The sequence below is a fragment of the Streptomyces sp. NBC_00271 genome (assembly GCF_036178845.1).
In the GTDB taxonomy this organism is placed as follows: domain Bacteria; phylum Actinomycetota; class Actinomycetes; order Streptomycetales; family Streptomycetaceae; genus Streptomyces.
The window spans coordinates 4,895,729-4,914,993 of the sequence record NZ_CP108070.1; the positions used below are offsets into that span (position 1 = coordinate 4,895,729).

The window sequence follows — 19,265 nt, forward strand, 5'->3', positions numbered from 1 at the left end:
GGATTGTCGCCAAGGGGGGCTCGTTGCCTCGCAGGGTGCCTACAGCGTCGTAGGGCTGCGTTCGGGGCACCGATTCTCCGTGGCACTGCGGCTGGCGAGAATCCGTTGGACCCTGGCAGAAGTGCCGCTTCTGCAAGATCGCGCGCGCCCCTAGCGTCAGCCCGTGAACAAGTTCCTACTCGCCGTGCACGTCCTCGCCGCGATCGTCGCCGTCGGGCCCGTCACCGTCGCCGCCAGCATGTTCCCGCCCAGCGCGCGCAAGGCACTCGCCGAGCCCGCAGACGCACAGGCCCTCTCCACCGTGCGGGTGCTGCACCGCATCTGCCGCCTGTACGCGACGGTCGGCGTCGCCGTGCCCGTGTTCGGGTTCGCCACGGCCAAGAACATGGGCGTGCTCGGCGACACCTGGCTGATCGTCTCGATCGCGCTGACGACCCTGGCCGCCGTCGTCCTCGCCGCGCTGGTCCTGCCCCGGCAGACCGCGCTCATGGAGGGCATAGAGGGCGTGGAGGACGTGGAGGAACGCATAGAACAAGGCGTGGGGGCGGGCGGGGAAGGTGCGGCGAACGCCGGAGCCGGCCGTGTCGGCCCGCGGGACACCGCCCGGCTCGCCATGTTCACCGGGCTCTTCAACCTTCTCTGGGCCATCGTCACGATCCTGATGATTGTCCGACCGGGGTCCACCACGGGCGCCTAGCCCTAGGATCCGGCTCATGCATGGACAGGTGTACGGACCGCACGATCCGTCGACGCCCTCGGCCCCGGCGGCCTACCTCGCCACCCTGGAGGGCCGGCTGACGGCCGACGGGTGCGCCACCCGCTGGGAGGACTGGGCCGGGGTGCCCGTGCTGGTGGGGCGACGGTCGGACTTCCGGCTGCGCTGGATGGCGACGAAGTTGTATCTGTTCACCGTGGCCGCGGCGGTTCCGGAGATCACCGTGCCCGTCGTCGAGGGCTTCACCGAGCAGGTGACGAAGTACGCCAAGGACACCAAGGGCGGCCTGCCCGTCGGTCTGCAGAACGGGGTCGGCGCGTTCCCCGTCCTGGTCAGCGACCGTGTCGACCCGGCCGCCGTGCGATGGGCGGAGGAGCGCCAGCGTGTCCGGTTCGCCTGTATGACACGGCCTGTCGTGGTCGACAGCTCCCGCCCGTACGTGGGCATGTACCGCGGCAAGCCGGCCCTCGGGCGCGTCTACGCCACGCACTTCATCGAGAAGGGCTCGCGGTACTTCTACGGTCCGTGAACCGTCCCTTCCACGGGCCGTGAATCGTCGCCACTTCAACGGTCCGTGAATCGTCACTTCAACGGTCCGTGAGTCCTCCCCCGCCGGGCGTTCACCACCACCGGGCGAGGCTGAGCGCCTCGTCCGGCGAGTCCCAGGAGTCCCCTGAGTCCCCGGAGCCCGAGGAACTCGTCCAGTCCGCCGCCCGGTACCGCCTCGCCACCGCCGTCGCGATCAGCACCCCCGCCGCGACAACCAGCGTGAAGAACGCCCAGGTGAGCGGCCAGACCGCCGCGTCCGGGGGCTCCGGGTGGGAGTGGAAGGAGAGGTACATGAGTGCTGCCGGTGGTCCCGCCACCAGCAGCAACGGCCAGGCCAACGCGTCCCGGCGGCCGAGGTAGGCGGCCAGGAGCAGCAGGGTCACGCCGAGGAGGACGGCGCCGAGGACGGTCACCGAGGTCGTTTCGGTGATCGCCCCGGTCGCCCCGGGGCGGTTGCGCAGGTCCCAGGGGAGGCAGAGGAGGTACGCCGCGCCGGAGAGGGCGGCGCCGAGCACGCGCGTCAGCCAGCGTTCCGGCCAGGGGCGCGTTCGCAGAGGGCCTAACAGCTTCTCGGTCATGCGTACGAGGGTTGCCGCCCGGGCGGCGGCCCGACAGAGTACGCGTACTCAGGTTCCCGTACTCAGTTCCCGTACTCGGCCCGAACTCGGTTTCCGCACTCGGCCCGAACTCCGTTCCCGTACTCAAGAGTCGGCGGGTGCCACCGTCGACAGCGGGGCGGCGATGTCCTCCAACGAGCGCCGTTCGGCGTTCACCGCCAGGAACGCGGCGACCAGGCCCGCCGCGCACATCAGGCCCGCGCCGATCTGGAAGGCCAGCACGGTGTCGCCGACCACGCCGGACTGGGTGAGGTCCGCGAAGACCAGCGGTCCGCTGATGCCGCCGGCCGCCGTGCCGATGGCGTAGAAGAAGGCGATGGCCATCGCGCGGGTCTCCATGGGGAAGATCTCGGAGACGGTGAGGTAGGCGCTCGACGCGCCCGCCGAGGCGAAGAAGAGGGCCACGCACCAGCAGGCCGTCAGGGTCACCGCGCTCAGCGAGCCCCGGCCGAACAGCCAGGCCGTGCCGAACAGCAGCAACCCGGAGAGCAGATACGTCGACGAGATCATCCGGCGGCGGCCGACCGTGTCGAAGAGCTTGCCGAGCAGCAGCGGGCCGAGGAAGTTGCCGAGGGCGATCACGGCGAAGTAGTAGCCGGTGGAGCCCGTCGGGACGTCGTAGAACTTGGTCAGGATCGCGCCGAAGCCGAAGGTGATCGCGTTGTAGAGGAACGCTTGGCCGATGAAGAGGGAGAGGCCGAACACGGCGCGTTTGCGATAGGTCGCGAGGACCGTGCGGGCGATGGCGAGGAAGCCGACGGTCTTGCGCTGGTGGATGGTGATCTCCCCGGTCGGGGGAGGCAGTTCGCGGCCGCCGAGGTCGGCGCGGACCCGTTCCTCCACCGACGCCACCAGTTGCTCGGCCTCCTCCTGCCTGCCGTGGATCAGCAGCCACCGTGGGCTCTCCGGGACATTGCGGCGCACGACGAGGATGGCCAGGCCGAGGACCACGCCGAGGGCGAAGGTCAGCCGCCAGCCGATGTTCGCCGGGAAGAGGGCGGTGTCCAGCGCGACGATCGACAGCAGGGAGCCGCCGATCGCGCCCAGCCAGAAGCTGCCGTTGATGATCAGGTCGACCCGGCCACGGTAGTGGGAGGGGATCAGCTCGTCGATCGCGGAGTTGATGGCCGCGTACTCGCCGCCGATACCGAAGCCCGTGAAGAAGCGGAAGGTGAAGAACCACCAGGGCTCGAAGGAGACGGTGGTCAGGGCCGTGGCCCCGAGATACACCGCCAGGGTGACCATGAACAGTTTCCTGCGGCCGAAGCGGTCGGTGAGGCGGCCGAAGAACAGCGCCCCCACGCACGCGCCGGCGACATAGAGGGCGGCCGCGGTGCCGGTGACCTGCGCGGAGGTGATCGGCAGGCCGCTGCCGGGCTCGGAGAGGCGTCCGGCGATGTTGCCGACGATCGTGACTTCCAGGCCGTCGAGGATCCACACCGTGCCGAGGCCGATCACCACGGTCCAGTGCCAGCGTGACCACGGGAGACGGTCGAGACGGGCGGGAACGGCGCTGGTGACCCGGCCCCCGGCTTGATCCCGGCCTTCCCCCCGGCCCTTCTCCTCAACGGTGGACATGAGGCTCCCTCCTCGTCGAGCGACGCCTGCCCGGGTTCCCTCCGGGGCACGGCCTACGCCCGCCCGAGTGCGGTCACGCCCTCCCGAGAGGGATCTACGCCCCCACGATCCGCGACACCGTATAGATCAGCAACCCGGCCAACGAGCCCACCACCGTGCCGTTGATCCGGATGAACTGCAGGTCACGGCCGATGTGGGCCTCGATCTTCCTGGTCGTGTGCTCGGCGTCCCAGCCGGCCACCGTGTCGGTGATGAGGGAGGTGATCTCGGTCCGGTACGTCGTGACCACGTACACCGCCGCGCCCTCGACCCACCGGTCGACCTTGGCCTGGAGCTTGGGATCGGTGGCCATGCGGGCGCCCAGCGAGAGCAGGGAGGCCCGCACGCGCAGCCGCAGCTCACTGCGCTCGTCCTCGGCGGCGGACACGATCATGGATCGTACGGCCGTCCAGGCGGAGGCGATCAGGTCCTGGACCTCGCCGCGGCCGAGCACCTCGCCCTTCAGGCGCTCCACGCGCGCGCGGGTGTCGGTGTCGGACTGGAGGTCGCAGGCGAAGTCGGTGAGGAAGCGGTCGAGGGCGCCGCGGGCCGGGTGGGAGGGGGCGTCGCGCATCTCGGTGACGAAGCGGAGCAACTCCTTGTAGACCCGCTCGCCGACCTTCTTGTCGACGAAGCGCGGGGTCCAGCCGGGCGCGCCGCCCTGGATCGCGTCCATGACCTGCTCGTCGTGGAGCACCAGCCAGTCGTGGGCGCGGATGCAGATCAGGTCCACGACCCGCTTGTGGCCGCCGTCCGCGACGATCTTCTCCAGCATCTTCCCTATGCCGGGCGCTATCTCCTGGGCGTCGGCGCGGCGGGTGATCGCCTCTCCGACCACCGCCTGCACGTCGGAGTCGCGCAGCACGGTCAGGGCGCCTCTGAGCGCGGCGGCGAGCTCGGCGGTGACCCGGTCGGCGTGCTCCGGTTCGGCGAGCCAGGCACCGAGACGGCTGCCGATGCCCACGGCGCGCAGACGCTGTCGTACGACGTCGGAGGAGAGGAAGTTCTCGCCGACGAACTCGCCGAGCGAGACGCCCAGCTGGTCCTTCTTGGTGGGGATGATCGCGGTGTGCGGGATGGGCAGGCCGAGCGGGTGGCGGAAGAGGGCCGTGACCGCGAACCAGTCGGCGAGCGCGCCGACCATGCCGGCCTCGGCGGCGGCCGCGACATAGCCGGCCCAGGCTCCGGCGCCCTCGTGGGACGCCCATGTCGCGAGGACGTACACGAGGGCGACGAAGAGCAGCAGGCCGGTGGCCGTCAGTTTCATCTGGCGGACACCGCGGCGCTTCTCCTCGTCGGCGGGGCTGAACGAGGTCATCGCACGGTTCGTCGGGCCGGGGGCGGTCGTCGCGCGCCGCTCCCGGCCGGGGCCGGTCGTCGTGCGTTCGGCCTGGTCGACGGCGGTCGTCGCGTGGTGGCCGGGGGCGCCGGGCCGGGCGGACCGCCCTTCGGCGCCCGCGTCTTCCGGTTCTGTTCGTTCCATTCACTCCACCCGTTCGCCGAGCCGTCCGAGGGCTCCGTACACATTGTCCCTTCCTGACCGACTCCCGGAACGGAACAGGAGTTCCCTGCGTCTGTTCGGACGGGGGGAACTCAGGGGAATCCTGGGGCCGTCGCCGGGAAATCTCGGGGGCGTCTCAGGGGCACCTCGGGGGCGTCTCCGGGTTGTTCGAGGCCGCGGGAGGGGGGTCCCGTCGTTTTCCTCCCTACCCCGTACCCCATCATGTGATCATCACTTCGGAGCCTCGGGCTCCCCTCGCCCGAGGAGACACGCACCGCATGACCAAGCGTCATGGTTATGCCCTGCTGGCCGCCGTCTTCGCCATGATCGTGGCCATATCCGGAGCCATATACGTGGGTGTCGCCGCCGACGACGGCACCGGCGGCACCCGTAACGCCACCGCCGACAACCGCGCCCCGCGCGACTCGGCCGCCCCCGCCTCCGCCGGCACCTGGGTCGGCACCTGGTCGGCCTCCCCCGCCGGAGCCGAGCCCGGCACCGAGACGAACGGCATGGCGGGCCGCTCCCTGCGCAACGTCGTGCACACGGACGTCGGCGGCACCGAGGCCCGCATCACCCTGTCCAACCTCTACGGACAGCAGCCGCTGAACATCACGCACGCCTCGATCGCCGTCGCCGCGGCCGAGAACGACGCGGCGGCGGTGGCCGACACCATGCGCCGCCTCACCTTCTCCGGCAGCACCACCGTGACCGTCCCGGCCGGAGCGCAGATCATGAGCGACGCCGTGCGCGTGCGCATCCCGCGCGACTCCGACGTCCTCGTGACCACGTACTCCCCGACCCCGTCCGGCCCGGTCACCTACCACCCGCACGCACGGCAGATCTCCTACGCCGCCCAGGGCGACCGCACCGAGGACCTGACCGCCACCGCGTACACCGAGCAGACCCCGCACTGGCGCTACCTCACCGCGCTCGACGTACTGAGCGACGAATCCGTCGGCACCGTCGTCGCCCTGGGCGACTCGATCACCGACGGCATCACCTCCACGGAGGGCGCCAACCACCGCTGGACGGACGTCCTCGCCGACCGGCTGCGCACCGCGGCCGGCACCGGGGACGTGCCTCGCTACAGCGTCGTCAACCAGGGCATCAGCGGCAACCAGGTCCTGGCCGAAGGGCTCGGCCGGCCCGCCGACAACCCGAGCGGCCTGAACCGTCTCGAACGCGACGTGCTCGGCCGTACGAACGTCAAGGCCGTCGTCATCGACCTCGGCGTCAACGACATCCTGCGCAACCAGGGCCAGGTCGATCCGGTGACCGTCACCGACGGGCTGCGGGAGATGGTGCGGCGGGCGCATGCGCGCGGGCTGCGGGTCGTCGGGGCGACGCTGATGCCCTTCGGCGGGCACCGCGGGTACTCGCGGTCGCGTGACGCCGTACGGCGGGCCGTCAACGCGGAGATCCGGGCGGGGAAGGTGTACGACGCCGTCGTCGACTTCGACAAGGCGTTGCGGGATCCGTACGATCCGCGGCGGCTGCGGGCCGATTACGACTCCGGGGACCATCTGCACCCCAGTGACAAGGGGTACGAGCGGATGGCGGAGGTGTTCGAGCTCGGGGATCTGAAGGGGGCGGCGCCTGCGGAGCTGTAGGGTCCGGTCGCTTTGCGGCTGCGGCGCCATCGTGGCTGGTCGCGCCCACGCGGCGGAGCCGCACAATGTCACAGCCGCGCCCCTAAAAGGGGCGCTCCACCTGCCCGGGATTCACCAGCCTCCGTGCCTCCGCCGGTGCCGCTCGTCCCGGCGCTCCCGGTGGCGTTCCCGGCGCTCCTCCTGGCGCTCCCTGCGTTCCTCGTGGCGTTCGCGGACGAGGTCGTGGGCGTCGTCCAGGGCGTCGAACATGTCGCCGAGGCCGTCCCGCCGTGAACCCTCCAGTTCCTTGCGGGCGCTCTTGCGCTCCAGCTTCTCCTGGCGGCGCTCCTCCTTCAGGCGCAGCCGCTCGGCGCGGGTCAGCTTGCGCTCCACGCCGACGCCGCCCCAGAACGCGAAGCCCGTGACGATCACGCGCGGGGCGCCCGGGTCCCCGGCCCGCCCCTCCTCGCGGTGGTCGAACCCGCCCATGATGCCGATGCCACGGACGACGACCTCGACGCCGGGCGGCACGATGACGTTCACGCCGCCCATGACGGCGACGACGTTGACGACGACCTCGCGGTCCGCGAAGTTCGCCTCGCGCAGGTCGATCTCACCCCCGCCCATGAAGGCGAAGGAGTTGAAGCGCTTGGGGACCGTCCAGCGGCCCTTGCGCTCGAAGCCCGACAGGATCGCGACACCCCACGAGGACGAGCCCTCGCCGCCGACGATCCGCCCCGCCCAACTCCCGTTCTCTTCGGGCTGCTTGACCATCGAGACCGGCGCCACGGCGTGCACGCCCGGCAGATCGCGGGTGAGCGGCGCCAGTTCCCTGTACGTCCGTGCCTTGAACGTCGCTTCCAGCCGCTCCTCGAACTCCTCCATGTCGAGGCGGCCCTCCGCGAGGGCGTCCCGCAGCTGTTCGGCGACTCGTTCACGATCGGCGTCGGAGGCCCGCAGCTCCGGGCTCGGGGATCCGGGGTCCGGCGGCGTCGGTCGCTGGTCGTCGCTTCCCCTGGAAGGCGCATCCTCGGTCATGGGACTCAGCCTACGAGAGAGCCTTCTCCGCGTACATGCGGCTGATGACCGCCTCGATGTCCGGCTCCCGCACCGAGAGGTCCACCAGGGGGAACTCGGCCGCGATCCGCGCCACCAGCTCCGCCGCCGACGCCGCCGCGGGGAAGGCGAGCCACTGCCGGGGCCCCTCCACCTTCACCACCCGCGCCGAGTCCACCTCGATCGGCGGGAGTTCCCGCTCCAGGTCGACCACGAGGGTCCGCTCGCTCTCCCCCACCTCGTGCAGCCCGGTCAGCGGCCCGTCGTACATCAGCCGCCCGTGGTCGATGACCATCACCCGCCGGCACAGCTGCTCGATGTCGTTGAGGTCGTGCGTGGTCAGCAGCACCGTCGTGCCGCGCTCGGCGTTCAGGTCCCGCAGGAAGGAACGGACCTTGGCCTTGCTGATCACATCGAGGCCGATGGTGGGTTCGTCGAGGTAGAGGACCTCGGGGTCGTGCAGCAGCGCCGCCCCGATGTCGCCGCGCATCCGCTGCCCCAGCGAGAGCTGGCGCACCGGCACGTCCAACAGGGCTTCCAGGTCGAGGAGTTCGACACAGCGGTCGAGGTTCTCGCGGTAACGGGCGTCCGGGATCCGGTACATGCGGTGCATCAGCCGGTAGGAGTCGATCAGCGGAAGGTCCCACCACAGGGTCGTACGCTGCCCGAAGACGACCCCGATGCGCTGCGCGAGCCGGGTCCGCTCGCGGGACGGGTCGATGCCCGCCACCCGCAGCCGGCCGGCGCTCGGGGTGAGGATGCCGGTGAGCATCTTGATGGTGGTCGACTTGCCCGCGCCGTTCGGGCCGATGTAGCCGACCATCTCACCGCGCGCCACGGTGAAGGAGAGGGAGTCCACCGCCCGCACCTGGCGCCGTTCGCTGCGCAGGAAGCCGGTCTTCTTGCGGACGTCGAAGACCTTCTCGACGCCGTCGAGTTCGATGAAGTCGCCCACCGGATCCCTGACCGGGTCCGCCATCAGGCCTGTTTCCATGTCGGTTCAACTCCCCGTGCTGCGATACGAACGAAGTCCCGCCCGCCAGGCGACGCCCGCCAGCGCGCAGCAGCCCGCCGCGATCAGGGGCGGGGTGAAGGCGATCCAGGTCGGCAGGTCGAGCGGATAGGGCCGGCCCAGCACGTACAGCCCGGGCAGCCAGTTCACGAAGGCCAGCGGGAGCACGTAGGTGGCCCCGCGCACCAGGTCCTTGGCGAAGACGGTCGGCGGGTACTGCAGGAGCGTGGTGCCGCCGTACGTGAAGGAGTTCTGCACCTCGGAGGCGTCCTGCGCGATGAACTGGAAGGCTCCGCCCGCCACGAACACGGCCCCGAAAATGGCGGCGCCGCAGAGCAGCATCAGCGGGACCATGAGCACTCTGAGCGGCGTCCAGTCGATGTCGAGCACGGCGATCGCGTACGCGAGGACCAGCAGCCCCTGGGTGACCCGGCCGAGGCGGCGCAGCGCGAAGCGGTCGGCGGCGACCTGGGCGAGTACGGGGGCGGGGCGTACGAGGAGCGTGTCGAGGGTGCCGTCGCGCACCCGGCGCCCGAGCCGATCCATCGAGCCGACCACCAGGTCCGTGATCCCGAAGGAGGTGGCCGAGACGCCGTACAGGAAGGCGACCTCGGGCAGGCTGTAGCCGCCGAGCCGGTCGACCCGCGAGAACATCAGCAGGACGGCCACGAAGTCGAGGGCGGTCGCCGCGAAGTTCCCGAAGGTGGTCATCACGAAGGAGGCGCGGTAGGCCATCGTGGAGCGGATCCACATCCCGGCGATCATCCGGTAGGCGCGGAATCCGTCCCGCACTCGGGCACACGTCCCCTGCGGCGCCCCCAGCAGCGCCGAAGCCACCCGCTCCCCGGAACCCCGCGCGGTTTCCGGTACCTCCGTCGAGTCAGCCACCCTGCACCACCACCCTCCGTGTCGCCACCGACTGGATCAGTCGGCCCAGGGTCAGGAGCCCCAGTGCCCAGGACGCCTGGAAGGCGTACGTGCCGAGGGGGTCCGCCGTGCCGAGCAGGACGTCCACGGGGCCTTGGACCAGGGACGACCAGGGCAGGGCGCGTACGACCTCGCCCAGCGCGCCCGGGAAGACGTTCAGCGGCAGCAGCATCCCCGAGCAGAAGACACCCGCGATCATGGACATCTGCGCCACGCCCGCCCCGTCGAGCAGCCAGAACGCGGACAGGGCCACCAGGTAGCGGAGCGAGAAGCTGACGACTGTCCCGAGCGCGACCGCGATCAGGAACGCGATCCAGGTCAGCGGGTCCGCGGGGAGCGCCAGTTCGAAGAAGAGCGCGCCGAACGCCAGGGGCACCGCTCCGCGCCCCAGCAGATGGAACATGGCCCGCCCCGCGTCCTGGGACAGCCACCACAGCTGGAGGTCGGCGGGCCGGTACAGGTCGATCGCGATGTCACCCGTACGGATGCGCTCGATCAACTCGTCCTCGAAGCCGCCGCCCATCGTCGCCATCGCCATGAGCAGCGCCTGGGAGAGCCACACATAGGTGAGCGCCTGGGCCTGGTCATAGCCGCCGAGGTGCGGTTTCTCGTCCCACAGGGCCATGAAGACGTACGCCAGGATCAGCCCGAAGACGGTGTTGGTGAACACCCCCGCCGCCGTCGCCGTCCGATAAGTGGCGTAGCGCCGGAACCCGCCCACCGCGACGGCCGTGTACAACCGCCCTGTCCCCACGAGGATGTCCTCCTTGCGCCAAAAGGGCCGTTGTGGCCGAAGCGCAGGAGCCTAGCCCCGCCCGGCTTCGTCTGCCAGGCATTTTCAGGCGCGACACGTGCCGGGATCCGGGAACGGAACGCTTGGTGCGACAGTCTTCATCAGGGGGCGCACCAGGCGTATGAGGGCGTACGGGAACGTACGATGCGAAACAGGAGTCCGGCGAACAGATGAGTGACAAGCCGCAGCCGCAGCAGAGCAGCCAGGGCTGGGCCCCGAAGGAACCGGAACCGGCGCCTCAAGCGGCACCGGGCGGACCGGGCAGCGACGGCACACCGGGCGATCCGGGTGGGACGGCCACGCCGGGCAAGCCGGGGAAGAAGCCCAGGCGGAAGCGGACGGGCTGGGGGCGGCTCATCCCGACCTGGCGGATGGTGCTCGGCACGTTCCTCGGCGTGATACTGCTCGCGATCGGCCTGTTCGCACTCGGCTACTACCTGGTCAAGATCCCGCCCGCGAACGCCGCCGCGACCAAGCAGAGCAACGTCTACCTGTACGCGGACGGCAGCCAGCTCGCCCGCGACGGCGAGGTCAACCGCGAGAACGTGACACTCACTCAGATCTCGAAGGACGCCCAGCACGCGGCGCTCGCCGCCGAGGACCGCGACTTCTACACCGAGTCGGCCGTCGACCCCAAGGCGATGATCCGCGCCGGCTGGAACACCGCCACCGGCAAGGGCAGGCAGTCCGGTTCGACGATCACCCAGCAGTACGTGAAGAACTACTACCTGGGCCAGGAGCAGACCGCCACGCGGAAGGTGAAGGAGTTCTTCATCTCCATCAAGCTCGACCGCCAGAAGAGCAAGGACGAGATCCTCGAGGGCTACCTCAACACCAGCTACTACGGCCGCAACGCGTACGGCATCCAGGCCGCCGCCCAGGCGTACTACGGCGTCGACGCCAAGAACCTGACGATCGGTCAGGGCGCCTACCTCGCCGCGCTCCTGAACGCGCCGAGCCAGTACGACGTGGTCGCGCACCCCGAGAACAAGTCCGCGGCCCTCGCCCGCTGGAACTACGTCCTCGACGGCATGGTCAAGAAGAACTGGCTGACCCGGGCGGACCGGGCCAAGGTCACGTTCCCGCAGCCCAAGCAGGACGTGGTCGCCGCCGCCATGTCGGGCCAGCGCGGCTACCTGGTGCAGGCGGTCAAGGACTACCTCGTCTCGAACAAGATCATCGACGAGGACACCCTGACCACCGGCGGCTACCGCATCACGACCACGCTCCAGAAGTCCCGGCAGAACGCCTTCGTGAAGGCCGTCGACGACCAGGTGATGTCGAACCTCGACAAGAAGAACCGCAAGGTCGACCGGTACGTCCGCGCCGGCGGCGTCTCCATCGACCCGGCCACCGGCAAGGTCGTCGCGATGTACGGCGGCATCGACTACACCAAGCAGTACGTCAACAACGCGACACGCCGTGACTACCAGGTCGGCTCCACCTTCAAGCCGTTCGTCTTCACCTCGGCCGTGCAGAACGCCTCGCTGACGCAGGACGGCCGCGCGATCACCCCGAACACGGTCTACGACGGCACCAACAAGCGCCCCGTGGAGGGCTGGAACGGCGGCTCGTACGCGCCCGAGAACGAGGACAAGCTCTCGTACGGGCCCATCACGGTACGCACCGCCACCGACAAGTCCGTCAACGCCGTGTACGCGCAGATGGCCGTCGACGTGGGCCCCGTCAGGGTCAAGCAGACCGCCGAAGCCCTCGGCATCCCCTCCACCACCCCCGACCTGACCGGCACCCCGTCCATCGCGCTCGGCCCGTCCACGGCCAGCGTCCTCGACATGGCGGAGGCGTACGCGACGCTCGCCAACCACGGCCGGCACGGCACGTACACGCTCGTCGAGAAGGTCACCAAGGACGGCACGTCGGCCGTGAGCCTGCCCAGGCAGGACACCGAGCAGGCGGTGCCCCGGGAGGCCGCCGACACCACCACGTCCATCCTGCAGAGCGTCGTCGAGGGTGGCACCGGTACCGCCGCGCTGGCCGCCGGCCGGCCCGCCGCGGGCAAGACCGGCACCGCGGAGGAGGACCAGGCGGCCTGGTTCGCGGGCTACACCCCCGACCTCGCCACCGTCGTCTCCGTCATGGGCCAGGACCCCGACACCGGCACCCACGAGTCGCTGTACGGCGCCCTCGGCCAGCCCCGTATCAACGGCGGCGGCTATCCGGCGCAGATCTGGGCGCAGTACACGAAGGCCGCGCTCAAGGGCAGCGGCGCGAAGGACTTCGACCTCCAGCTCCAGCCGGGCGCGGAGGAGCAGGAGCTCCCGAGCACCGGCCCCACCGACGAGTCCCCCGGCACCGGCGACGAGGACGACGGGGGCCGGACCACCGGCGGGACGGCCTCCCAGAGCCCGCCCTCGGATCAGACGCAGGGCCAGACCCAGGGGGAGACGGAGGGCCAGACCCAGGGCCAGACGGAAGGTGAGACCCAAGGCCAGACGGAGGGCCAGACCGACGGCGGCACCACCACCGGGGGCGGCACGACCGACGGGACGACCACCGGCGGCACGACGGACGCGGGCACCACCACCGGTGGCGACACCGCGGCCCCGTCGGGCGGGAGCACGGACGGCGGCGGTACGGCGGGGACGACCGCGGGAGCGGGGCCACTGAGCGGACTGACGTCACGAAAACAGTGACCCGCAACAGCGACCCGCGGGAACTCGGATCCTCAGATCCCCAGATCCTTGATGATCTTCGCCACGTGGCCGGTCGCCTTGACGTTGTACAGCGCCCGCTCGACCTTGCCCTCCTCGTCCACGATCACCGTGGAGCGGATGACGCCGACGACCGTCTTGCCGTACAGCTTCTTCTCGCCGAAGGCGCCGTACGCCTCCAGGACGGTCTTGTCGGGGTCGCCGACCAGGGTGACCTTCAGGGACTCCTTCTCGCGGAACTTGGCGAGCTTCTCGGGCTTGTCCGGGGAGACGCCGATGACGTCGTACCCGGCACCGGCCAGCACGTCGAGGTTGTCCGTGAAGTCGCAGGCCTGCTTCGTGCAGCCGGGGGTCAGGGCGGCCGGGTAGAAGTAGACGATGACCTTGCGGCCCTTGTGGTCGGCGAGGGAGACCTCGTTGCCGTCGGCGTCGGGCAGGGTGAAGGCGGGGGCGGTGTCGCCGGGCTGGAGTCGCTCGCTCATCGGTACCTCACGTGGCCGGGGTGAATGCTTAGGGAACTACGGGAACGAGCGTAATGGGGGGTGCCGAGGGGTGAGCGGCGGCCCGAGCTGACAGACTGTCGGCGGCACAGAGACAAAGCTCAAGAACACGACCACGGAGGCAGCGCGGTGTCGGATACGTCGAGAACGTCGGATACCAGGACTCCGGCGCAGATCGAGGCGGACATCAAGCGCCGCCGCGAAACACTCGCCGAGACGCTCGACGAGATCGGCGTGCGGGTCCACCCGAAGACGATCGTCGGGGACGCCAAGGCCAAGGTCGCCTCCCAGATCGACCACACGCTCGGCCGCGCCTACGTCGGCGTCAACCGGGTGGTCGGCGATGCGAAGGGGCAGTTCGTCACCGAGGACGGCGCGCCACGCCTGGAGCGCATCGTGCCCCTCGCGCTCGTCGCGGTCGGGGTCGTGGGCCTGGTGGTGACGCGCTCACGACGACGCAAGCGCTGACAACGGCTCGACCCCGGCTCGATCGGCTCGACTCGACCCGGCCGGGCGCGACCCGGCTGCGTACGGACGGCTCAAAGGCAGGTAGGTTCGGGACGTGAGCGCCAATCGGGACAAGCAGACCCCCCACCACGACAAGTTGCCCATCCGGATGCTGCACGACCGCGTGCTGGTGCGGCAGGACGCCGCCGAGGGCGAGCGGCGTTCCGGCGGCGGCATCCTGATCCCCGCGACGGCGGCCGTCGGGCGGCGCCTCGCCTGGGCCGAGGTCGTCGCGGTCGGACAGAACGTACGGACGGTGGAACCCGGCGACCGTGTCCTCTACGACCCCGAGGACCGGGCCGAGGTCGAGGTGCGGGGAATCGCGTACGTGCTGATGCGCGAGCGCGATCTGCACGCCGTGGCGGCGGACCGCTTCGAGGGCTCCGAGGACTCGACCGGCTTGTATTTGTAGGGCGTAGCTGACCTGACGGGGCTGGTGACCATGGTCACCAGCCCCTTTTGCCTGTGCTTTGCTACCGTGGAAGGCCTTGGAAGGACCCCGACGAGACGCGCCGTACCGGGCGGAGAGCGAAAAGCTCCCAGGCAAAGACGACGCACCCCTGTTGATCACTCACGGAGGTGCCTCTCATGGCCTGGATCCTGCTGCTCGTCGCCGGTCTGCTCGAAGTCGGCTGGTCGATCGGCATGAAGTACACCGACGGCTTCACCCGCCTCGTCCCCAGCGTCCTCACCGGCGCGGGCATCATCGCGAGCATGGTCCTGCTCTCCTACGCCGCCAAGTCCCTCCCCATCGGCACCGCCTACGGCGTCTGGGTCGGCATCGGCGCGGCCGGCGCGGCGGTACTGGGCATGCTCGTCCTCGGCGAACCGGCGACCGCCGCCCGCATCTTCTTCGTCTGCCTGCTCCTGGTGGCCGTGGTGGGCCTGAAGGTGACCTCGGGGCACTGACCGGGCGCCGGGCTCCTCACCACGGCCGGTTGATCCAGTCACCGGGGAGAAGCGCGCGGACCGCATCCAGGGCGGGCGCGGACCGGCCGAGGGCCCACAGCCAGTCACCGCCGTCCACCCGCAGCACGGCGTCGGGGGACGAGAACCAGCGGACCACGCCTGCGTCGAGGGCCCACATCGGGTAGTCGGGCAAGGACAGCCGCTCGAATCCCGCCGGCGGCGCGTCGAGGGTTTCGCTCGCTCCGAGGGGGCGATTGTCCGCGCGGTCCTCGTCGTGGGCGAGTACGGACTCGGACAGCACCATCTCGACGCAGGCGAGGGAGAAGCGGTCGAGGAAGCGGGACCAGTCAGGTGCGCTGCCGTCCGTGCGCCGGAAGACCACGGGCGGATCGTCCTTCTCCAGGTCCTCCTGGAGAACGGCCCACTCGGCGACCGCCTGGTTCTCCAACCGGAACACCAAAGCACCTTCGGCGATGCGCAGTTGCTCCAGCGGAAGCAGCCGATCCTGCACACTGGTCAGGTCCGCACGCCTCCCGAGCAGCCCGTACGCATCCCACAGCGCAATGGGCAGCGGCGATCGAAGCCGGTACTCGGCATCGGCCAACTCCTCGTACGAGCAGCCGTCACCGGCACGGATCGGCTCCCGCCAGGACCGGGCAAAGCCCTCGACGAACCGCCAGACCCCCGCCCGACCCTCGAAGGCCGCCCCTTCGGCACCCACATCGAACTTCACACCCACCCACCGCACGCTACCCGCGACCACATCCCGCAGGGCCGCGTCAGAACGAGATCCAGCACCTGGAGGCGGCGGCCAGTTCGTCGCGGACGTTGTCGGAGGCGCTGATGAAACTGGAGGTGGACCCGAAGAGTTCGACGCGGCGATACGTGTACGAGCGCAATGAAGAAGCTGGGGGTCGACATCTCACACTTCGAGCGCGAAGGCGTGCGGTGGACGAAAGAGGTCCTTGAGGCGGCGGTTACGGCCTCGACGAACATGTGCGAGGTGCTCCGCCGACTCGGACTTGAGGTGGTCGGCGGCTACCACACGCATATCAGCCGCCGGATCAAGGCGTATGACATCGACACCTCGCACTTCCAGGCACCGTCCCGGCGTGGCCAGACCAGACGTACGCGGACCCCGGAGGCCTTGCTCGCAGTACAGACGGCCACTCCCGCCCGGCGCATCCCCAGCGACCGCCTCAAATGGGCATTGACAGCCCTGGGAGTACCCGAGCGTTGCGCGCGCTGCGGTACGGAACCGCTCTGGCGTGGGCACCCACTGCCCCTGGAGGTCGACCACACCTCTCACTTCCCCCGCAATCGCCGACGTGGGCCGCAGGACCTGCCGAGTGAGAGTGAGTTGCGCCAAGCAGTCACCGAGTCCATTTCCATCGCAGGCGTTCTCCGGTTACTGCAACGCCCGGACAACTCACGGCTGCGCGCGCTGCTTCCGCAGTTGACCACCGCATACGGCATCGACACCTCCCACTTCCTGGGGCAGGCTCATCAGCGCGGGAAACCCGGCCCGACACCTCTGAAGCGACCGGAGGACTTGCTCGTCAAACACAGCGGCAACCGCCGCACGCGAACGGCGCTGCTTCGCCGAGCGCTTCGCGAAATTGGCGTACCCGAAGAATGCGCCGAGTGCGGGACCGGCCCTGAGTGGCTCGGCGAGCCAATGACGCTGGAGGTCGATCACATCAACGGGGACTGGAGCGACGACCGGCGCGAGAACCTGCGGATACTGTGCCCCAACTGTCACGCGATCACCAGCACGTGGTGCAGGGGCGGAAACCGACGTCGAACATAGACGGGCACCGCATCACCGGTAGCATGGGTTCGCACGCGGCCGTTGCTGAATGGTATAAGCGGAGGTTTTAGGTGCCTCTGGGCCTTGCGCCCATGTGGGTTCGAATCCCATCGGCCGCACACACAGGGGGGCCGTCCGGCGAGGCGGCCCCTCCCCGTGTCTCAGCCCAACAACTCCCGAACCACCGGCACCAGCCCCCGGAACGCCTTCCCCCGGTGGCTGATCACGTTCTTCTCCTCGGGGGAGAGTTCGGCGCAGGTTCGGGTGTCGCCCTCCGGCTGGAGGATGGGGTCGTAGCCGAAGCCGTGGGTGCCGGTGGGGGTGTGGCGCAGGGTGCCCCTCAGTTGGCCCTCGACGACGCGCTCCGTGCCGTCCGGCAGGGCGAGCGCCGCCGCGCAGGCGAAGTGGGCGCCCCGGTGTTCGTCGGAGATGTCCGAGAGCTGGGCGAGGAGAAGGTCCAGGTTCGCGCGGTCGTCCCCGTGCCGTCCCGCCCAGCGGGCGGAGAAGATGCCGGGGGCGCCGTTCAGGACGTCCACGCAGAGGCCGGAGTCGTCGGCGACGGCGGGCAGGCCGGTGGCCTGGGCCAGGGCGTGGGCCTTGAGGAGGGCGTTCTCGGCGAAGGTGACGCCGGTTTCCTTGACGTCGGGAATGTCCGGATAGGCCTCCGCGCCGACGAGGTCGTGGGTGATACCTGCGTCGGCGAGGATCGCCCTCAGCTCGGTGATCTTTCCGGCGTTACGGGTGGCGAGGATCAGGCGGGTCATGGGGACCAGTATCCAAGGGCCGGAGAGTTGCTCGTTACGGCGTGCAGACCTTGGTCAGTTCTCCGGCCGCGTCGGTGACCGGGCTGACGTCGGGGGTGTTGTCGCCGTTCTTGATGGCCGTACGGACGTTGCCGACGGCCTTGTTCAGGTCGTCGACCGCCTTGTTGACGTCGGCGTTGTCCGTCTTGTCGCCTATCTTGTCGAGGTTGTTCTCGATCGCGTTGAGGGACTCGTCGGTCTGTGTCGGGTCGTTCGCCGCGTTCTCCACGGCCTGCTGGAGGTTGGTGACGCTGTCGGCGATGGAGTCGGCGGTCTGGACACAGTCCAGGGCCTTGTTGACGGCATCGCAGCCCACCGCCGCCGGCAGGGCGACGAGTACGGCGGTAACGGCGAATGCGGCTGTGCGGCGTCGGTGGCGCGCGGCCATGGAACGGTCCCTCCCCGTGGACAAACATGTGGTCGACCCCGTGACGCGGTCGGCTCGGCCCGTGCGGGGCCGACGGGGGCGCACGGCTGGACCGTACGCCCGTACCCCTAAGAACGCGAAGGATTATCCCGCGGTTGCCTCGAGGGCCGCCCGCTGGATCGCCGCGAGCTCGTCGCAGCCGGCGACGGCGAGGTCGAGCAGGGCGTTCAGCTCCTTGCGGTCGAAGGGCTCGGCCTCCGCGGTGCCCTGGACCTCGACGAAGCGTCCGTCGCCGGTGCAGACGACGTTCATGTCGGTGTCGGCCTTCACGTCCTCCTCGTAGCAGAGGTCCAGGAGGGGGATCCCGCCGACGATGCCGACCGAGACGGCGGAGACCGTGCCGGTCAGGGGCTTGCGTCCGGGCTTGACCAGCTTCTTGCCCTGCGCCCAGGTGATCGCGTCGGCCAGCGCCACGTACGCGCCGGTGATGGCCGCCGTGCGCGTGCCGCCGTCGGCCTGGAGGACGTCGCAGTCGAGGACGATGGTGTTCTCGCCGAGCGCCTTGTAGTCGATGACGGCGCGCAGGGAGCGGCCGATGAGGCGGGAGATCTCGTGCGTACGGCCGCCGATCTTGCCGCGGACCGACTCGCGGTCTCCGCGGGTGTTCGTGGCGCGGGGAAGCATGGAGTACTCGGCGGTGACCCAGCCCTCTCCGCTGCCCTTGCGCCAGCGCGGGACGCCTTCGGTGACGGAGGCGGTGCAGAACACCTTGGTGTCGCCGAAGGAGACGAGGACGGAGCCCTCGGCATGCTTGCTCCAGCCGCGCTGGATGGTGATGGGGCGCAGTTGTTCGGGGGTGCGGCCGTCGATTCGAGACATGGCGTTGAGCCTAGTCGCATACGGCTGAGGGGCCGCCTCCGGTTGCGGAAGCGGCCCCTCAAGGGTGAGGTAGGGGGCTCAAGGGTGCCCCTTCGGCTCACATCGGTTCACATCGGTTCACATCATGTCTTCGATGTCCGCGGCGATGGGGTCGGCGTCGGTGCCGATGACGACCTGGATGGCGGTGCCCATCTTGACGACGCCGTGGGCGCCGGCGGCCTTCAGGGCGGCCTCGTCGACCTTGCTCGGGTCCACGACCTCGGTACGCAGGCGGGTGATGCAGCCCTCGACCTCTTCGATGTTGTCGATGCCGCCGAGCCCGGCGACGATCTTCTCAGCCTTCGTGGCCATGTCCTACTCCCTGATCCGAACCGCTTTGTCGCAGTAACCCACAGTTGGCCCATCTTTGCGAGCGGCCATGTCGCGCGTACCGAATGAT

At 69.8% G+C, this 19,265-nt stretch carries 21 protein-coding genes, 1 tRNA gene, 1 pseudogene and 1 riboswitch; of the genes and pseudogenes, 10 read left to right on the forward strand and 13 right to left on the reverse strand.

Going from position 1 to position 19,265, the window contains the following annotated elements:
* Positions 1-163 precede the first annotated feature (163 nt).
* Together OG798_RS22530 and OG798_RS22535 are read left to right on the forward strand one after the other, a co-directional pair.
* Positions 164-697, forward strand: coding sequence for a DUF2269 family protein (locus tag OG798_RS22530; RefSeq protein ID WP_328757597.1), 534 nt, complete (start codon positions 164-166; stop codon positions 695-697).
* Positions 698-713: 16 nt separating this feature from the next.
* Complete coding sequence (locus tag OG798_RS22535) at positions 714-1,244, forward strand: levansucrase (protein WP_095854419.1); 531 nt, start codon at positions 714-716, stop codon at positions 1,242-1,244.
* A 91-nt stretch (positions 1,245-1,335) separates the two neighbouring features.
* Here the strand turns inward: OG798_RS22535 and OG798_RS22540 are convergent, their stop codons facing one another.
* The 3 genes from OG798_RS22540 to OG798_RS22550 form a co-directional block, all read right to left on the reverse strand.
* Positions 1,336-1,842 (reverse strand): hypothetical protein, encoded by a 507-nt coding sequence (locus OG798_RS22540; RefSeq protein ID WP_328757598.1) that lies wholly within the window; start codon positions 1,840-1,842, stop codon positions 1,336-1,338.
* A gap of 123 nt (positions 1,843-1,965) precedes the next feature.
* On the reverse strand, positions 1,966-3,459 hold the full coding sequence (locus OG798_RS22545; protein ID WP_328757599.1) for an MFS transporter: 1,494 nt from the start codon (positions 3,457-3,459) through the stop codon (positions 1,966-1,968).
* A 94-nt stretch (positions 3,460-3,553) separates the two neighbouring features.
* Positions 3,554-4,981 carry a DUF445 domain-containing protein gene (locus OG798_RS22550; RefSeq protein WP_095854417.1) on the reverse strand — a complete coding sequence of 476 codons (1,428 nt, stop codon included), beginning with the start codon at positions 4,979-4,981 and terminating at the stop codon, positions 3,554-3,556.
* 296 nt (positions 4,982-5,277) lie between these two features.
* Here OG798_RS22550 and OG798_RS22555 point away from each other — a divergent pair, with 296 nt between their 5' ends.
* Positions 5,278-6,612 (forward strand): SGNH/GDSL hydrolase family protein, encoded by a 1,335-nt coding sequence (locus tag OG798_RS22555; RefSeq protein WP_328757600.1) that lies wholly within the window; start codon positions 5,278-5,280, stop codon positions 6,610-6,612.
* A 111-nt stretch (positions 6,613-6,723) separates the two neighbouring features.
* On the opposite strand, the gene OG798_RS22560 is transcribed toward OG798_RS22555, so the two are convergent.
* From OG798_RS22560 to OG798_RS22575, 4 genes are all read right to left on the reverse strand, one after another.
* A complete protein-coding gene (locus OG798_RS22560) occupies positions 6,724-7,629 on the reverse strand; it encodes a DUF1707 SHOCT-like domain-containing protein (RefSeq protein ID WP_095854415.1) in 906 nt (301 codons plus the stop codon).
* Between the two features lie 10 nt (positions 7,630-7,639).
* The gene (locus OG798_RS22565; RefSeq protein WP_179436553.1) at positions 7,640-8,641 is read right to left on the reverse strand and encodes an ABC transporter ATP-binding protein; all 1,002 of its coding nucleotides are present in this window, start codon (positions 8,639-8,641) and stop codon (positions 7,640-7,642) included.
* Between the two features lie 6 nt (positions 8,642-8,647).
* Complete coding sequence (locus tag OG798_RS22570) at positions 8,648-9,424, reverse strand: ABC transporter permease (RefSeq protein WP_328760065.1); 777 nt, start codon at positions 9,422-9,424, stop codon at positions 8,648-8,650.
* Between the two features lie 115 nt (positions 9,425-9,539).
* A complete protein-coding gene (locus tag OG798_RS22575) occupies positions 9,540-10,340 on the reverse strand; it encodes an ABC transporter permease (protein ID WP_179857121.1) in 801 nt (266 codons plus the stop codon).
* A 209-nt stretch (positions 10,341-10,549) separates the two neighbouring features.
* Here OG798_RS22575 and OG798_RS22580 point away from each other — a divergent pair, with 209 nt between their 5' ends.
* Positions 10,550-13,033, forward strand: coding sequence for a transglycosylase domain-containing protein (locus tag OG798_RS22580; RefSeq protein WP_328757601.1), 2,484 nt, complete (start codon positions 10,550-10,552; stop codon positions 13,031-13,033).
* A gap of 32 nt (positions 13,034-13,065) precedes the next feature.
* On the opposite strand, the gene bcp is transcribed toward OG798_RS22580, so the two are convergent.
* The gene (gene bcp, locus OG798_RS22585) at positions 13,066-13,533 is read right to left on the reverse strand and encodes a thioredoxin-dependent thiol peroxidase (protein ID WP_067379715.1); all 468 of its coding nucleotides are present in this window, start codon (positions 13,531-13,533) and stop codon (positions 13,066-13,068) included.
* Between the two features lie 147 nt (positions 13,534-13,680).
* Between bcp and OG798_RS22590 the strand changes: the two genes are divergently transcribed.
* From OG798_RS22590 to sugE, 3 genes are all read left to right on the forward strand, one after another.
* On the forward strand, positions 13,681-14,019 hold the full coding sequence (locus tag OG798_RS22590) for a DUF3618 domain-containing protein (RefSeq protein ID WP_121416007.1): 339 nt from the start codon (positions 13,681-13,683) through the stop codon (positions 14,017-14,019).
* Between the two features lie 148 nt (positions 14,020-14,167).
* The gene (locus OG798_RS22595; protein ID WP_187285621.1) at positions 14,168-14,470 is read left to right on the forward strand and encodes a GroES family chaperonin; all 303 of its coding nucleotides are present in this window, start codon (positions 14,168-14,170) and stop codon (positions 14,468-14,470) included.
* Between the two features lie 69 nt (positions 14,471-14,539).
* Positions 14,540-14,617: riboswitch (guanidine-III (ykkC-III) riboswitch) on the forward strand.
* A gap of 29 nt (positions 14,618-14,646) precedes the next feature.
* The gene (sugE, locus tag OG798_RS22600; RefSeq protein WP_095854410.1) at positions 14,647-14,967 is read left to right on the forward strand and encodes a quaternary ammonium compound efflux SMR transporter SugE; all 321 of its coding nucleotides are present in this window, start codon (positions 14,647-14,649) and stop codon (positions 14,965-14,967) included.
* A gap of 16 nt (positions 14,968-14,983) precedes the next feature.
* Here the strand turns inward: sugE and OG798_RS22605 are convergent, their stop codons facing one another.
* A complete protein-coding gene (locus tag OG798_RS22605) occupies positions 14,984-15,706 on the reverse strand; it encodes a hypothetical protein (RefSeq protein ID WP_328757602.1) in 723 nt (240 codons plus the stop codon).
* A 50-nt stretch (positions 15,707-15,756) separates the two neighbouring features.
* On the opposite strand from OG798_RS22605, the pseudogene OG798_RS22610 reads away from it, so the two are divergent.
* From OG798_RS22610 to OG798_RS22620, 3 genes and pseudogenes are all read left to right on the forward strand, one after another.
* Positions 15,757-16,294: pseudogene (locus OG798_RS22610) on the forward strand (HNH endonuclease); the annotation flags it as partial.
* Positions 16,295-16,309: 15 nt separating this feature from the next.
* Positions 16,310-16,777 carry an HNH endonuclease gene (locus tag OG798_RS22615; RefSeq protein ID WP_443054194.1) on the forward strand — a complete coding sequence of 156 codons (468 nt, stop codon included), beginning with the start codon at positions 16,310-16,312 and terminating at the stop codon, positions 16,775-16,777.
* Between the two features lie 35 nt (positions 16,778-16,812).
* Positions 16,813-16,896: transfer RNA gene (locus tag OG798_RS22620), tRNA-Leu, on the forward strand.
* Between the two features lie 42 nt (positions 16,897-16,938).
* Here OG798_RS22620 and rdgB read toward each other — a convergent pair.
* From rdgB to OG798_RS22640, 4 genes are all read right to left on the reverse strand, one after another.
* The gene (rdgB, locus tag OG798_RS22625) at positions 16,939-17,541 is read right to left on the reverse strand and encodes an RdgB/HAM1 family non-canonical purine NTP pyrophosphatase (protein WP_121416005.1); all 603 of its coding nucleotides are present in this window, start codon (positions 17,539-17,541) and stop codon (positions 16,939-16,941) included.
* 34 nt (positions 17,542-17,575) lie between these two features.
* Positions 17,576-17,968, reverse strand: a complete 393-nt coding sequence (locus tag OG798_RS22630) for a hypothetical protein (RefSeq protein ID WP_095854407.1) — start codon at positions 17,966-17,968, stop codon at positions 17,576-17,578.
* 123 nt (positions 17,969-18,091) lie between these two features.
* Positions 18,092-18,826: a ribonuclease PH gene (rph, locus tag OG798_RS22635; protein WP_095854406.1), complete on the reverse strand. Its 735-nt coding sequence runs from the start codon at positions 18,824-18,826 to the stop codon at positions 18,092-18,094.
* Positions 18,827-18,943: 117 nt separating this feature from the next.
* Positions 18,944-19,177, reverse strand: coding sequence for a glucose PTS transporter subunit EIIB (locus OG798_RS22640; RefSeq protein WP_030569190.1), 234 nt, complete (start codon positions 19,175-19,177; stop codon positions 18,944-18,946).
* Positions 19,178-19,265: the final 88 nt, after the last annotated feature.